General features: G+C 71.7%; 12 protein-coding genes and 1 pseudogene. 6 read left to right on the plus strand and 7 right to left on the minus strand.

Features of this window, described 5'->3' with window-relative positions; all coding sequences use genetic code 11:
* Positions 1-198 precede the first annotated feature (198 nt).
* On the minus strand, positions 199-2,004 hold the full coding sequence (locus JIN95_RS01115) for a PAS domain S-box protein (protein WP_095635358.1): 1,806 nt from the start codon (positions 2,002-2,004) through the stop codon (positions 199-201).
* A gap of 96 nt (positions 2,005-2,100) precedes the next feature.
* A complete protein-coding gene (locus JIN95_RS01120) occupies positions 2,101-2,490 on the minus strand; it encodes a helix-turn-helix domain-containing protein (RefSeq protein ID WP_095635357.1) in 390 nt (129 codons plus the stop codon).
* 130 nt (positions 2,491-2,620) lie between these two features.
* Between JIN95_RS01120 and JIN95_RS01125 the strand changes: the two genes are divergently transcribed.
* The 3 genes from JIN95_RS01125 to JIN95_RS01135 all read left to right on the plus strand — a co-directional run bounded on the left by JIN95_RS01125 (position 2,621) and on the right by JIN95_RS01135 (position 4,141).
* Positions 2,621-3,256 carry a helix-turn-helix domain-containing protein gene (locus JIN95_RS01125; RefSeq protein ID WP_095635356.1) on the plus strand — a complete coding sequence of 212 codons (636 nt, stop codon included), beginning with the start codon at positions 2,621-2,623 and terminating at the stop codon, positions 3,254-3,256.
* 121 nt (positions 3,257-3,377) lie between these two features.
* On the plus strand, positions 3,378-3,530 hold the full coding sequence (locus tag JIN95_RS01130; protein WP_200530278.1) for a hypothetical protein: 153 nt from the start codon (positions 3,378-3,380) through the stop codon (positions 3,528-3,530).
* Between the two features lie 143 nt (positions 3,531-3,673).
* On the plus strand, positions 3,674-4,141 hold the full coding sequence (locus tag JIN95_RS01135) for a pyridoxamine 5'-phosphate oxidase family protein (protein ID WP_095635355.1): 468 nt from the start codon (positions 3,674-3,676) through the stop codon (positions 4,139-4,141).
* 455 nt (positions 4,142-4,596) lie between these two features.
* Here JIN95_RS01135 and JIN95_RS01140 read toward each other — a convergent pair whose 3' ends face one another.
* From JIN95_RS01140 to folP, 4 genes and pseudogenes are all read right to left on the minus strand, one after another.
* Positions 4,597-5,667 (minus strand): FAD-dependent oxidoreductase, encoded by a 1,071-nt coding sequence (locus tag JIN95_RS01140; RefSeq protein ID WP_200530279.1) that lies wholly within the window; start codon positions 5,665-5,667, stop codon positions 4,597-4,599.
* A gap of 146 nt (positions 5,668-5,813) precedes the next feature.
* Positions 5,814-6,542 carry a class I SAM-dependent methyltransferase gene (locus JIN95_RS01145; protein ID WP_200530280.1) on the minus strand — a complete coding sequence of 243 codons (729 nt, stop codon included), beginning with the start codon at positions 6,540-6,542 and terminating at the stop codon, positions 5,814-5,816.
* Positions 6,543-6,610: 68 nt separating this feature from the next.
* Positions 6,611-8,047 (minus strand): bifunctional oligoribonuclease/PAP phosphatase NrnA, encoded by a 1,437-nt coding sequence (locus tag JIN95_RS01150; RefSeq protein ID WP_095635352.1) that lies wholly within the window; start codon positions 8,045-8,047, stop codon positions 6,611-6,613.
* A gap of 177 nt (positions 8,048-8,224) precedes the next feature.
* A pseudogene (gene folP, locus JIN95_RS01155) lies at positions 8,225-10,830 on the minus strand (dihydropteroate synthase); the annotation flags it as partial.
* Positions 10,831-10,992: 162 nt separating this feature from the next.
* On the opposite strand from folP, the gene JIN95_RS01160 reads away from it, so the two are divergent.
* From JIN95_RS01160 to JIN95_RS01170, 3 genes are all read left to right on the plus strand, one after another.
* Positions 10,993-12,081 (plus strand): ABC transporter ATP-binding protein, encoded by a 1,089-nt coding sequence (locus JIN95_RS01160; protein ID WP_200530281.1) that lies wholly within the window; start codon positions 10,993-10,995, stop codon positions 12,079-12,081.
* Positions 12,078-12,833, plus strand: a complete 756-nt coding sequence (locus JIN95_RS01165) for an ABC transporter permease (RefSeq protein WP_200530282.1) — start codon at positions 12,078-12,080, stop codon at positions 12,831-12,833. The genes JIN95_RS01160 and JIN95_RS01165 overlap by 4 nt, the downstream gene beginning before the upstream one ends.
* Positions 12,834-12,923: 90 nt before the next feature.
* Positions 12,924-13,061: a zinc ribbon domain-containing protein gene (locus JIN95_RS01170; RefSeq protein ID WP_144049497.1), complete on the plus strand. Its 138-nt coding sequence runs from the start codon at positions 12,924-12,926 to the stop codon at positions 13,059-13,061.
* A gap of 483 nt (positions 13,062-13,544) precedes the next feature.
* Here the strand turns inward: JIN95_RS01170 and ilvA are convergent, their stop codons facing one another.
* The gene (gene ilvA / locus JIN95_RS01175) at positions 13,545-14,756 is read right to left on the minus strand and encodes a threonine ammonia-lyase (protein WP_095635348.1); all 1,212 of its coding nucleotides are present in this window, start codon (positions 14,754-14,756) and stop codon (positions 13,545-13,547) included.
* Between the last annotated feature and the right edge of the window lie 224 nt (positions 14,757-14,980).

The following is a 14,980-nucleotide window of genomic DNA, read 5'->3' on the forward strand; positions in this document are numbered from 1 at the left end:
CTATACGCACCGGCGGTTTAAGATCGACGGGAGCGTTCTCATATCCTGAATATTAATGAACGACCGATCGCATCGACGCCGGCTCGTTCGAGGTCCGGAGAGGTGATCTCCCGTTCGGTCCAGTGTTCCGTCGCTTCGGCTCCCGATCCGTCGATCGGCTCGGTCCTCGCGCCGCAGACCGAGACTCGACCCACCCGGTCAGTCCTCGCCGTCGGAGTCCCGGGGCTCCCGGTCGCCGTCCTCGGTATCCGAGGGCGCGGATCCGTCCGTTCGCATCTCCGTGTCAGGCCGTCCCGCGGCGGCGGTCCCTCGCCGCTTCGACGGGCTTGCCCCGGGAGCTCTTTCGTCGGCCGCGCCGGTCTCCGCGTTCGGCACCGTGAGGGTCACGACGTTCCCGTCGGCGTGGGTGTCGAAGGTCAGGTCGCCGCCGGACCGGTTCGCGACCCAGTACACGAGCCACAGGCCCATCCCGCCGGTGTGACGGAGGTCGTCCATCTCCCACCGGTCGGTGATGACGTACCGCTCCTCGACCGGGATCGGCGGGCAGTTGTCGCGGATCGACACCTCGATCGCCTCGTCGGCCGCGCGCACGTCGATCCGGACCCGCGGCGTCGACTCCGCGTGTTCGAGCGCGTTCTCGACCAGCTCCGCGATCGCGTAGTCGAGCTCCGGATGCGTGAACGCCCTCGCGTTCGGCGGGTACGAGACCGACACCCGCGGCCGCGGCGGGTGGTCGTCTCCCACCTCCGCGCTCGCCGCCTCCTCGTCTCCCACCTCCGCGCTCGCCGCCGTCCCGTCGGTCATCCAGTCCGTGTCCTCGGTTGCGTCCCCCGGCTCGTTTCCGGACTCGCTCCCCGCCGCGTCCCCGTCGTCGACCGGATCGCGATAGGTGAGGTCGACCGCTTCGTCGTAGCCGTCGACGACCATGCCGAGGGCCTCTTCGACGATCGGCGCGACCTCGACCGCTCGGGGCGAGCCGCGCTGTCGAAGCAGGTCGATCACGCCGCGCTGCTTCTCCGCGGTCGTCAGCAGGTCGGAGGCGACCCGCCGGATCGTCTCCGCGTGCTCCTGCAGGTCCGCGCCGAGCTCGGCGAGGGCGTCGGGATCGGTCGGATCGTCGTCGCCTCCGGGAATCGCTTCCCCGTCTCGCGCCTCCGCGTCGAACGCGTCCGACGCGGCGACGATGTCGGCGATGCGCTCCGCAGTCCCGTCGACGATGTTCATGTCGTTGCGGATCGTGTGCCGCATGAGGTTGTCCATCACGGCGAGCTGTCGCTCGCGGCGGTACTCGTCGGTGACGTCGCGCGCGAACCCGGTGACCGCGACGACCTCGCCGTTTTCCGTCACCGGCTTCCCGGGCACGCGGACCCACTTCGTGGTCCCGTCGGCGGAGCCCAGCCGGTAGTCGATCCGCGTCGACTCACCGTTCGAGAGCCGTCTCATCGCCCGCTCGACGTACGGGCGGTCGTCGGGGTGGACAGCGTCGAGGAAGCTCTGGGGACACCGCCCGAGTTCGTCTCGGGAGACGCCGAATATCTCCTCGACGGCGTCGTTGACGAACAGCAGCTCGTCCCACTCGGCGGAGAACATCCAGAACACGTCGGACGACACCGACGCGATCGTCTCCAGCCGGCGGCGGGACTCGACCTCGACCGTGATGTCCCGCGAGGTCACTACGTAGCCGTCGATCCCCGTCTCCGCGGGCGGGTGCACCGACGACCGGAGCCACACCCACTCCCCCTCGGCGGTTCGGTACCGGTACTCCAGCGAGTCGACGGCGCCCAGCTCTCCGGAGACGACCCGCGCGAAGGTCTCGCGGAGCCGCTCTTCGTCGTCGGGATGCGCTCGCGAGAAGGCGTCAGTCCCGACGAGCACGTCCGACCGAAACCCGAGCAGATCGGCGACGGACGCGTTGAGGTGTCGATAGACGCCGTCCTCGTCCAGAACGGCGATCTTGTCTCCGGCGAGATCCAGGAGGGCGGCGGGATCCGGAGACTCGGCCATATGGGTACCCGTTTTCCGAGGCGATTGATAAGGCTAATCGCCTGATTATCACGAGGGAAATCTCGCTTCCGCGGTCGGTCGAGACGCCAGTAGCGATCAGTCGGCCGAGACGCCGGTGGTGTCGAACGCGGCGCTCACCGCGTCCGTCTCGGTGTCGTCGACGGTCAGCGTGACGCCGCCCTCGCCGAGCTCGATGGTCGCGTCGGTCGCGCCCCGCGTGTACTCCGCCGCGTGGTCGCCGTCGGGGTCGAAGCGGACGCCCTCGACCAGCAGGGGCGTCTCGCTGAGCCGTTCCACCTTGCGGTACGCGGTCGAGAGCGCGATGTCGCACGCCTCGGCCAGCTCGCTCGTCGTCATCGCCGTGTCGGCCGCCCCGAGGATCGCCCGGCAGTCGGGGTCGGCGAGCGCGTCGAACGTGTCGTCGAGCGTTTCGTCGCCTTCCGTCGCGGTCGTCGGTCCGGTCGCCTGCAGCGCGTTTCGCTTCATGGATGTAGGTAACGGCTCCGTCCACCCCAACACCGGCCCTGCATATGTGGGGTGTTTTATAAGCGGACCCGAACGGCGACGCCCGGACGGCGTCAACGTTTTGCCGGCCGGCGGACACGAACGGACGCAGATGGGATCCGGAATCAGGGCGGAGGTCTCGCTCCCGACGGCGGCGCCCTCCCCGTTCGAGGGCGTCGTCGACGGGTCGACGCCGATCTACAGCGTCGCGCGCAGCGCCTCGACCGGCGACCCGGAGTCGGTCGTCTTCGAGTTCATCGCCGACGCGGACCTCCCCGTCCCCGAGGGGGTCGATGTCGTGTTCGACTACGGCGCCAAGGCCGCCTATCGCTTCGAGACGCCGTGCGTCGAGGAGTCACCGTTCGCGGTGCTCGACCGGCACGGGGTCCCCGCCTCGGAGACGACGATCCGGGACGGCCGGCTGCTCGTCACCTTCCACGCGACCGATCTCCCGACGCTCCGCGCCGTGCTCGACGAGTTCCGGGAATCCTGCTCCGACATGCAGGTGTTGCGGCTGCTCCAGTCGTCGTCGACGCCCGAGGAATCGGACCTGGTCACCGTCGACCGGAGCGAGCTGACCGAGCGCCAGCGTGAGGTGCTCACCGTTGCCTACGACGCCGGCTACTTCGACCATCCAAAGGGGGCCAACGCCGGCGAGGTCGCGGCGTCGCTCGACATCGATCGGTCGACGTTCTCGGAGCACGTGGCGGCCGCACAGCGGAAGCTGCTCTCGGCGCTGCTCGATTAGATCGGTCTCCGCCCGTCCTCCGTCCGGCGTTCGCTCGCCTTCGAGTCCCGTGATCCGTCGGATTCCTGTGGCCTCGGAATTCGAATCATCCTTCATGTGGATCCGTGTCGTATTTCCGGGCATGAGCCCACGGACGCACACCTTCGTCTGCCCGGAGTGTCGCCGATCGATCGAGGTGGACGACGAGATGCGGGCGACGCTGCTCGACGCGGGCTGTGTCGTCTGCGGCGCCCCCATCGGCGAGGGGGACATCGCGGACCCCCAGACCGCGTAGCGACCGTCGTCCCCTGCGGACCGTTCGAGTCCCTCGGCCCCCGCGTGGCTCCTCGCCATTGCGGACCGCTGTCACCGATAGCCGTCGGCTCCGCCTCGCTCAGTCTCGTGTCCTTTATCCCCTCGTATCCAGAGAGATAGCGTATGGCGACGAGAAGCGAGGTCGAGATGTCCGACGCCGAGGTCGACGCGCTCCTGTCCCGGCACGAGACCGGAGTGTTGTCCCTCGCGCGAGACGAGACGCCGTACGCGATCCCGATCTCGTACGGGTTCGATGAGGAGTCGCGGAACGCCTTCCTCCGGCTCGTGTCGACGCCCGACAGCGAGAAGCGCGAGTTCCTCGCGTCCGACCCGCAGGCCCGGATCGTGGTGTACGAGGAGGGCGGCGAGGGGGACCGCGAGGAGTACGCGAGCGTCGTCGGCGTCGGCACCCTCCACCGGGTCGACCTCGCCGATCTCACGCCCGAGACGATCGCGCAGTACGGCGAGGCCCAACGGCCCCTCTTCGAGATCTGGGCCGAAGGAAAGGCGGACCTCGACATCGAGCTGTACCGGTTCGAACCGGAGCGGCTCACCGGTCGCACGGTCGTCGTCGACCGCGACGACGAGTAGGAGTTCGTCGTTTACTTATAAACCGTCGGTGGCCTCACAGTGCGTTTCTTCTCAGCCCCAGCCGCTCGTTTATAAATGGATAGCTACGGATCGGCGGTGAAGACCTCCAAAGCTCCAGCCGCTCGGCTAGACGCGGTTGTCGTCGATTCAACTACGAAGACCTCCAAAGCCCCAGCCGCGAGACGGGCAGACGCTCGCTGCGGCTCCTCGTCGCTCACTACATTCGCTCCTGCGGTGCTTGCGTCGCCTCTGCCCGTCTCGCGGCTGCCCCTTTGAGTCCCACCCGTACCGCACCGAAGCCTCACGCCTCCCCAGCCTCGCGGCTCACGGCTCGCGGCTTCGCCGCTCGCGTTCGCCGCGTCCCTCGCACGCGCTCCTCACGGCCGCCGATGGCGGCCGCTCGGAGGCGCGCGCCACCGCAGAATCCGTTTATAAAGAGTCGCTACCGGTGTCGCTCAGTCGTCCGCGGCCGCGGCGTCGGCCTCGGGCTCGTACAGCTCGCCGGCGCGCTCGCGCTCGGTGAGGTACTCGTCGACGTCGAGCGCGGCCTTCACGCCCATCCCGCTGGCGGTGGCCGCCTGCTGGTAGTGGTAGTCGACCACGTCGCCCGCGCCAAAGAGGCCCTCGACGCCGGTCGCGGTCTGATTCCCGCCGCGACCGCCCTCGGTGATCAGGTAGCCGTCGTCGTCGGTCTCGATCCCCGTCCCCTCCAGGAAGTCCGTGTTCGGGGTGTGGCCGATGGCGAAGAAGACGGCGCCCACGTCGAAGTCGTACTCGTCGACCTCGTCGGCGGTCGCCGGGTCCTCCAGCTTCTCCTTCGGGTGCCCGTCCGGGTGCTCGACGAGGGTGACGTGGTCGACGCCGTCCTCGGGCGTGCCGTGGATCTCGGTGAGCTCGGTGTTGAGGAGGAGCTCGATCTCGCCGTCCTCGACCTTCTCCATCGTGCGGTCGATCCACACGTCCTCCGCGCGGAACTCCTCGCGGCGGTGGGCGATGTAGACGGTGTCGGCGAACTTCGTCAGGAAGTTCGCCTCCTCCATCGCGGCGTCGCCGCCGCCGACGACGAGCATGTCCTCGCCGCGGAAGAACGCGCCGTCGCAGGTCGCACACGTCGAGAGCCCGTACCCCATCAGCTCGTCTTCACCCGGAACGCCGAGCGTGCGGGCGCTGGCGCCGGAGGCGGCGATGAAGGCGTCGGCGGTGTAGGCGTCGCCGTTAGAGAGCTCCACGCGGAAGTGGCCCGCGGGCTCCTTGGTGACGTCCTCGATGACTCCGTTGCGGGTCTCGGCGCCGAACTTCGTCGCCTGCTCTTTCATGTCGTTGATCAGCTGCGGGCCGGAGATCCCCTCGGGGAAGCCGGGGTAGTTCTCCACGTCGGTCGTGAGCGTGAGCTGCCCGCCCGGCTCGTCGCCCTCGATGAGCAGGGGGTCGTTGTTCGACCGCGCGGCGTAGATGCCCGCGGAGAGCCCGGCGATCCCGGTGCCGGCGATGATCAGCCGGCGGTGTTCGTCGGCGTCGTCGGTCATGGATACCGCTTCGCCGCCGCGAAGTATGTAGGTTGCGCCCTCGGGCGCGCGCCGCGGCAGACCGGAACGGTCCGGAGGCGCCGGCCGTCTCGGCGACCCGACGGCGCCTGAGGCGACCCGACGACTCCCGGGGCGACCCGCCCGCCTCATCCGAGCGCGACGAACACGGTCCGGTCGTCACCCGGCCCGTAGCCGTCCGCCGTGCGGACCGCGAACCCGGCGCGGTCGAGCGCGGCGGCGATCTCGTCGTCCGCGAACGGGGTCATCCGACGCCGGTCGGTGAACACCTCGCCGCTGGGCGCGAACGTCACCGAGCGCCAGTCGAGCCGTCCGCCCTCGACCGGGACGTGTCGGCTGACGCGGGCGTACCGCTCGCCGCCGACCGTGCCGGTGTCGAGTCCCGGGCGATTGCCCCCGGGCGGGAGCGGGGAGTTGTCGAAGACGAGGAGCCCGCCGTCGGCGAGGCGGTCCCGGAGGGCGTCGAGCGCCGGCGAGAGGGACGCGGGCGGGAGGTGGTTGATCACCCCGCGGATCGCGACGATCGCGTCGTAGGTCCCGCCGAGGTCCGGCTCCGGAAGCGCCGCCTCGCGGAAGTCGACGTCGAGGTCCCGGTCGTCGGGAGACCGACCCCCGCACTTCTCGCGGGCGCGGTCAAGCATCGGCCCGTGCTTGTCGATCGCCGTGACCGCGAACCCGCGCTCGGCGAACCGGCGCGCGTGCTCGCCGGTGCCGCAGCCGACCTCGAGGAGTCGGTCGCCGTCGGCCCCGTGGCGCGCGAGCCGGTCGGTCACGAATGCGACGTCGCGGTCGTAGTCCCAGTCGGACTGGACGGCGTCGTACAGTTCCGGGTGCTCGTCGTACAGTCCGTCGCTCATGCGGTCGGTGGATCGGCGGCCGGAAAGGTGTGCGTTGCGGCGGTCGGACGAGACCGCGAGGGAGGCTCTCAGTCGGTCGGGAACTCCGGCACGGTCCCCGTCGGCGGCGAGGGCGCGTCGTCGAGCGCCTCGAAGAACCGCCCGGCGACGAACTCCTCGACCACGTCTTCGAGCGACTCCTCGTCCGACACCTCTTGGAGGATGCCGAGCGGGACCTGCGCGCCGGCCATCGTCGCGTGCCCGCCGGCGGAGCCGACCGGGTCGAGGGCGTCCCGGAGTAGTTCGCCCACGTCGAGGTCCGCGCCGCGGGCCCGCGCGGAGCCGTAGACCACGCCGTCCATGTAGCCGAAGACGAACGTCACCGCGATCCCGTCCAGATCGAGGAGGCGCTCGGCCGCCTGCGCGAGGGCGTCGCGGTCGCCGATCTCGCCGACGCAGGAGGCGACGGTCGAGCCGCGCACGTCCCGTTCCTCGATGGCGCGGGCGAGCACCCGGAGCGTCTCCGGGCTCACGCTCGGGCTCTCGACGCGTTCGAGCGTCGACTCGTCGGCGTGGGGCGACAGCGACGCGGCCGCCTCGAAGTCCGGGATCGACGTCGACCGCGTGAAGTCCTTCGTGTCGATCCGGATCCCGTACAGGAGCGCGGTCGCGAGCCCACGGTCCGGCTCGATCCCGAGCCGCGAGAGGTACTCCTCGATCAGCGTGCTCGTCGCGCCGACCGCCGGCCGGATGTCGACGAACTCCCCGGCCACCGGTCCGCGAGGCGGGTGGTGGTCGATGACGACGTCGACCGGATGCCCCTCGGGGAGGCTGTCGTTGATCCCGGCGCGGGAGTGGTCGACGAGCGCGACCCCGTCGTAGTCGTCGAGGTCGATCCCGTCGAAGGACTGCAGCGAGAGGTCCAGCAGGTTCACCATCGCGCGGTTCTCCTGGTGGGCGATCTCGCCGCCGTAACAGGCGTCCGCGGGGACGCCGACCGCCTCGGCGACCCGCGCCAGCCCGAGCGCGCTCGCGATGGCGTCCGGGTCGGGGTTGTCGTGCGCGACGACGAGCAGGGGGCCGGCGAGGTCACGGAGCGCCCCAAACAGCCGGACCGGCTCCTCGTCGGCGTCGGCGCCGGTCGCCTCGCGGACACGGGCGGCGACGGCCTCGACGGGGTCGACGACGCGGTCGGCGACCGCCCCCAGCGCGTCCTGCTGGGCCGCGGTCGGGTTCGTGCCGACGTGCGCGACGATCATCGCGTCCGGGTAGCTGCGCCGCGCGGCCTCCGCGGCGGCGACGTTCCGCGCCGGGTCGTCGCTCGCGACCAGCACGACCGCGGCGCTGTCGGGGTACGTCCCGGGGTCGGTCGGGTCGGCCTCCACGGTGGCGACGTTGCGGTCGCGCAGGGTCGAGGCCCACCCGGTGTCGTCGGTGATCGCCACGAGCTCGCCGCGCGACTCGCGGGTGCGCTCGACGAGCGTGTTCCCGACCGCGCTACAGCCGAGCAGCAGGCGTCGGGCCATACCGGCGCGAGGGGGTCGCGACGCAAAACGCTGCCGTCATTCGTCGGGGTCGTCCGCCTCGGCGCCCACCTCGGGGCCGCGGTCGTCGCTCTCGTCGCCGGCCTCGCCGCCGCCATCGTCGCCGGCCTCGCCGCCGCCATCGTCGCCGCCCCCCTCGCCGGCCTCGCCGCCGCCATCTCCCCCGCGCAGGGAGCCGTTCACCGCGGCGGCGACGTCGACCGCGGCGCGGTTCTCGGCGACGTCGTGGACGCGCACGATGTCGGCGCCGCGGTCGGCGGCGAGCGCGGTCGCGGCGACGGTGGCGTGCTCGCGGTCGTCCGGTCCCCGGTCGACCGCCCCGTACATCGACTTGTGGGAGTGCCCGATCAGCACCGGGCAGTCGAGCGCGTCGAACTCGCCGGCGCGGTCGATCAGCTCGAACGCCTCGGCGGCCGACTTGCCGAAGCCGATCCCCGGGTCGACGATCACCTTCTCGCGGTCGATCCCGGCGGTCTCGGCCAGCGCGAGCCGCTCGCGGAGCGCCGCGATCACGTCGTCGACGGCGTCGTCGTACTCGGGGTCGTTCGTCGGGTCGACGGGGGCCTCGAGGCTGTGCATCACCACGACCGGGCAGCCGGCGTCGGCGACGACCTCGCGCATCTCCGGGTCGGCCAGCCCGGTCACGTCATTGATGATATCGGCGCCCGCCGCCAGCGCCGCCTCCGCGACCGCCGGCTTCCGCGTGTCGACCGAGACCAGCACGTCGCCGTCGGCGACCGCGGACACCGACTGAATCGCTTCGAGCGTCGGGACCACTCGGTCGATCTCCTCGTCGACCGGCACCGGTTCGGCGCCCGGCCGGGTCGACTCGCCGCCCACGTCGACGATATCGACCCCGGCCTCGACCATCCGCTCGACGCCCGCGACCGCGTCGTCGAGGGCGGCGTGTCGCCCCCCGTCGTGGAAGGAGTCCGGGGTGACGTTGAGCACGCCCATGACCGCGGTGCCGTCGGTCCAGGGGTAGGAGTCTGAGGCGGACTCGGCGGTGCCGGAACCGCTCCCGGACCCCGAGTCACCCCCGTCGATCCCGACCCGGTCGGCGATGTCGTCGGCGATCCCCGCGAACCCCTCGCGCTCGCGGAGCCGGCCGAGCAGCTCGCGGTACTCCGCGACCGTCCCCGCGAGCGTGACCGGGACGCGCTCGCCGCCGGGGACGCGTCCCTCGCCCCCGCCGAGCCCGCCGATCGCGGCCTCGCCCCCGACCGCGCGGAGCGCGGCCGCGATCCGCTCCGCGCGGTCGCCGCGGAGCCGGAGCGAGAGGACGCGGTGGTCGATCCTCGGTGCGGTCCGCGGCCGAGTCGGCTCCGGTCTCGGGCGGGACGCCGCCGGCGTCGAGCGCGCGGGCCGCGTTCGCGGCCGGTCGTTCCGCCGCCGACCGATCGCGGCGTCACGGTGCGCACCCGTGCCGCGCGGGCCTCGGCGACCGCGAACAGCGAGCCGACGAGCAGCACGCAGTCGCCGGGGGCGGCGCGCTCGACCGCGGCGTCGAGGGCGGCGGCCACGTCGTCGCCGGCGGTCACGTCGTCGACGCCGGCGCTCCGGAGCGCGGCCGCCAACACCTCGGGGTCCTCCGCGCGGTCGAGGTCCGGGCGACAGGTGACCGCCGAGGCGGCGTCGGGGAGCGCGCTCGCGGCGCTCGCGTGGTCCTTGTCGTGCATGGCGCCGTACACGAGGTGGAGGTCGTCGTAGTCGTACTCGGCGAGGGTGCCGGCGAGGGTCCGGCAGGCCGCCGGGTTGTGCGCGCCGTCGAGCACCGTCAGCGGGGCGGTGTCGACCACCTCGAACCGCCCGGGCCACGTCGCCCGCGCGAGGCCGTCGCGGACCGCGGCGTCGGGGAGGTCGGGGGCGGAGCCGCCGTCCCCGTCACCGAGGGCCCCCGCGGTGCGCCGGGCGAGCGCGACCGCGATCCCCGCGTTCGTCGCTTGGTGGTCGCCGACCAGCGGGATCCGGTAGGTCCCGTCGACCTCGCCGGACAGCGTCACCTCGGCGTCGGTCGGGCTCACGCGTCCCTCGTAGGCGACGGAGAGGGCCGGGTCGGCCCCGTCGCCCCCCTCCGCATTCCCGTCCGCGTCCTCGCCCGCCCTCGCCACCGTCGCGACCGGCGCGCCCGCCTCGCGGGCGACCTCGCGGACGACCGAGAGGGCCTCGCCCTCGCAGGCGGTGACGAGCGGTGCGTCCGGCTCGGCGATCCGCGCTTTGGTGCGGGCGATCTCTTCGATCGTGTCGCCGAGAACCGCGGTGTGTTCGAGCGAGACGTTCGTGACCGCGGTCGTGACGGGGTCGACCGCGCTGGTGGCGTCGTACTCGCCGCCGAGCCCGACCTCCAGGACGGCCACGTCGACCTCGCGGCGCGCGAAATCGTGGACCGCCATCGCCGTCACGACCTCGAAGAAGGTGAGGGGCTCGCCGGCCGCGGCGCGCTCGACGAGCCACGGCTTCACCTCGGCGACGAAGTCGGCGATCGCCTCGTCGGTCATCTCCAGTCCGTCGACGCGGATCCGCTCGGAGAGCGCGGAGAGGTGCGGGGAGGTGTAGAGGCCGACGGAGAGCCCGGCCTCGCGCAGGATCGACTCGGTCATGCGCGCGGTGCTCCCCTTCCCGTTCGAGCCCGCGACCTGCACGAACGACACGTCCTCCTCCGGGTTCCCGAGGTGATCGAGGAGGGCCGCGATCCGTTCGGTCCCCGGCTTCACCGAGAAGCGGCGGAGGTCGAAGAGGAACGCCGCCGCCTCGTGGTAGTGCATACGCCGTGGGTCGGCTCGCCGTCGCTTAGGCGTAACGGACCGGGACGATCGCGGCCCTGCGCCGTGGCTTCCCTCGACGGCCCGTCCCGGTCCCCCGTCTGCCCGGCCCCTCGTCCGCCCGGAAGAGCAACCCTTACGCGCGCGGCACACCGACCCGTTCGCATGAACGAGACTGCGGCCGCGTCGGCGTCCGCGGCCGAGGACGGGGAACCGGACCGCGACGCCACCGACGCCTCCGACGCCACTGCCGCCGACTCTGGCCCGGTCGTCGTCGGAGAGGGCGTCCGCAAGTCGTACGGCGAGGTCGTCGCGCTCGACGGCGTCGACCTCCGGGTCGAGCCCGGCGAGGTGTTCGGCCTCATCGGTCCCAACGGCGCGGGGAAGACGACGCTCGTCCGCGCGCTGACGGGGACGACCGAGGCCGAGGGCGACCTGCGCGTGTTCGGCGTCCCGCCGCGCGAGGTCGACCCGCAGCGGATCGGGCTGCTCCCGCAGTCGTTCGGCCCCCCGGAGCGGCTCACGGCGGCCGAGCTGGTCGACTACTACGGCGGGCTCTACGACGCGGCCCGCGACACCGACGCCGTCCTCCGTGACGTGGGGATGGCCGACGACGCCGACGCGTGGTACGAGACGCTCTCGGGCGGCCAGCAGCGCCGGACCTGCGTCGCCACCGCGGTCGTCAACGACCCCGACCTGCTCTTCCTCGACGAGCCGACCACGGGGATCGACCCGGCTGGCCGGCGCTCGATCCACCGCCTGATCGAGCGGCTCGCCGACGGCGGCACGACGGTCTTCCTCACGAGCCACGCGATGGACGAGGTCGAGCGGCTGGCCGACCGCGTCGCGCTCCTCCGGGACGGCGCGGTCGTCGCCGTCGGCGCCCCCGCCGAGCTGGTCGAAGAACACGGGGGCGAGCCGCGGCTGGCGGTCGCGCTCGACGGCTCGGCTTCAGCGGCCGAGGTCGAAGCCGTCCGGGAGGCGCTCGGAGCGTCGGCGGGGGAAGGCGACGAGGCGCCCGCCGTCGACGCCACCCGCGACGGCCTCCGGATCGCGGGCGTCCGGCCCGAGGGGATCGGCGACGCCGTCGACGCGCTGGAGGCCGCCGGGGTCGCCTTCGAGTCGCTCGCGTGGTCCGAGCCCTCGCTGGAGGACGTGTACCTCCGGCTCACGGGCGAGGAGTACTCGCCGCGACCGGAGGCGCCCGGCGAGGGGCCCCTCGACGAGACCGCGGCCGACGGGGGCGACCGATGAGCCGGCTCGCCCGGATCGCGACGGAGGCGAGCGCGGCGTCCCGGTCGTTCCTCCGGCGGCGGACGGCGGTGTTCTTCACCTTCTTTTTCCCCGTCATCCTCGTGATGATCTTCGGTGCGCTGGTCCAGACGCAACCGACCGGGGGCGGGCTGTTCGCGGAGCCCGCCGGCTACTACATCCCCGGCTACCTCGCGGTCGTCGTCCTCTTCACGCCGCTGTCGCGGGTCGGCTCCGAGATCGCCCGCCACCGCGACGGCGGCCGGTTCGAGAAGTTGGCGACGACGCCGCTCTCGCGGGCCGAGTGGCTGCTCGCGCACACGCTGGTCAACGTCGCGATCATCGGCGCGGCGAGCCTGCTCATCCTCGCGCTCGTCCTGGTCGTGACCGACGCGGAACTGGTCGTCTCGCCCGCCTTGGCGGCGCTGCCCGTCTTCGTCGCCGTCGCCGTCGCGCTGTTCTGCGGGCTCGGCGCGCTGCTCGGCGCGCTCGCGGACTCGCAGGACGGCGTGATCGCCGCGAGCAACACGGTCGCGCTCCCCCTGCTGTTCCTCTCCGAGACGTTCGTCTCGCCGGCCCTGCTGCCGGAGTGGTTCCTCCCGGCGGTCGCGGCCTCGCCGCTGACGTACTTCGCCCGCGGGACGCGGGCGATCGTCCACGAGCCGGGGCCGTGGCTCGGCGACCTGGCGGTGCTCTCGGCGCTCGCCGTCGCGTTCCTCGCGCTGGGGGCGTACGCGGTCCCGCGGACGGACTGAGGCGGCCGCTCTCGACGCGGATTCCCGGGTCCCGAAACGGAAGCCGGTCATTTATATCGCCCGCCGCCGTCTCCGACAACGAGAGCAAGCGTGCCCACGGTTCAATTCACCTGTTCGGACTGCACGCAGACCATCGAGGTCAACGAGGAGATGCGGGAGACGATCCTCGACACCGGCTGCCCGGTCTGTACGACCCCGGCCAGCGAGGACGACTTCGGCGAGGAGTAGCGGCTTTATATTCGGAGGATGGATGCGTTTGCGTTCGGTTGTTTATAAACGATCGACGACTCCGTAGTGAAGACCTCCAAAGCCCCAGCCGCTCGGCTGTACGACGATGCGATTGCTTATAAATCGCTGATCGGCGCGGAGAAGACCTCCAAAGCCCCAGCCGCTCGGCTGTACGACGATGCGATTGCTTATAAATCGCTGATCGGCGCGGAGAAGACCTCCAAAGCCCCAGCCGCGAGGACGCCACACGCTCGCTGCGCGCCTCGGTCGCTCACTTCGTTCGCTCCCTGCGGTGCTTGCGTCGCCTGTGGCGTCCTCGCGGCTGCCCCTTTGAGTCCCACCCCGCACAGCAACCGCACCTCACACCTCCCCAGCCTCGCCGCGGCCGCCGCTGGCGGCCGCGGGCTCCCTCGCGCGTGCACCTCGCGCCCTTCGGGCGCTCGGCGGCACGCGCCACCGCGCCCTATTTATAAAGAACGGCGCTCACGAGAGTATCTCGACCTCGTACCCCTCGGCTTCGAGGGCGTCGACGATGTCGGCGGCGTGTTCGGCGTCGTCGGTCTCCAGCTCCAGTTCGAGCTCCGCGGCGTTGACGGCCACGTCCCGCGAGGTGCGGTCGTGGTGGACCGCGTACACGTTCGCGCCGGTGCGGGCCACGATGCTGGAGACGCGCTCCAGCTCGCCGGGGCGGTCCTTCAGGTCGATCGTGATCTTGAGGTACCGGCCCATCTGGACCAGTCCCCGGCGGATCACGGTGCCGAGGCGGTTGAGATCGATGTTGCCGCCGCAGAGCGCGGCGACGATCGTCTCGCCCTCGTCGTACTCGAACGCCTCCGAGAGGACGGCCGCGAGCGCGACCGCGCCGGCCCCCTCGACGAGGGTCTTCGAGCGCTCCAACAGGAGCGTGAGCGCCAAGGCGATCTCGCGGTCGTCGACCGTGACGACCTCGTCGACGTACTCGCGCATCACCTCAAGGGTCTGCTCGCCGATCGACCGGGTGGCGATCCCGTCGGCGATCGTGTCGACGCTGTCGATCTCGTGGACCTCGCCCTTTTTGAGGGACTCACCGGCGGAGGCCGCGCCCTCGGCCTGCACCCCGACGACGCGCACGTCCGGGAGCTGTTCTTTGATCGCGACCGCGACGCCCGAGATGAGCCCGCCGCCGCCGATCGGGACGACGACCGTGTCCAGGTCGGGGCAGTCCTCGACGATCTCCAAGCCGAGCGTCCCCTGTCCGGCCATCACCACGGGGTCGTCGAACGCGTGGACGTAGGTCCGGCCCTCCTCGCGTTCCAGCTCGTGGGCGTACGCCTGCGCCTCGTCGTAGTCGACGCCCTCCAGCCGGACGCTGGCGCCGTACCCGCGGGTGGCCTTCACCTTCGAGACGGGCGCGAACTTCGGCATCACGACGGTGGCGTCGACGCCGGCGCGGTCGGCAGCTAGGGCGACGCCCTGCGCGTGGTTGCCCGCGCTCGCCGTGACCACGCCGGCCTCGCGCTCGGCCTCGGAGAGCGTGGCGATCCGGTTCATCGCCCCGCGGATCTTGAACGCCCCGGTGCGCTGGAAGTTCTCCAGCTTGAGGTGGAGGTCCGCGCCGCTCATCTCGGAGAAGCTCCGCGACCGCTCCAAGGGTGTGTGTCGGGCGGCGTCGCCGACGCGCTCGCGCGCCTCGCGAACGTCGGAGAGGCTGATCATGTGCGGACATCGCCGCGCCGGGCGCTAATCGGTTCCGGTCCGTTCCCTCTCGCCGACGAACGCGCGAACGGGCGAGTCGAGACCGCGTCGAGAGCGAGCCGCGAGCTCGCCGTCCGTGACCGAGCCGAAGGCTCGCCGTCTGTGAAAGGGGGAATGCACGCGTGTGACGTGCGAGTGAAACGAGACGGCGCGAACACAAAAAGGTGGGGCTAGCGGAGTGAAAG

The organism is Halorubrum sp. LN27 (genome assembly GCF_016635065.1).
Lineage (GTDB): Archaea > Halobacteriota > Halobacteria > Halobacteriales > Haloferacaceae > Halorubrum > Halorubrum salipaludis.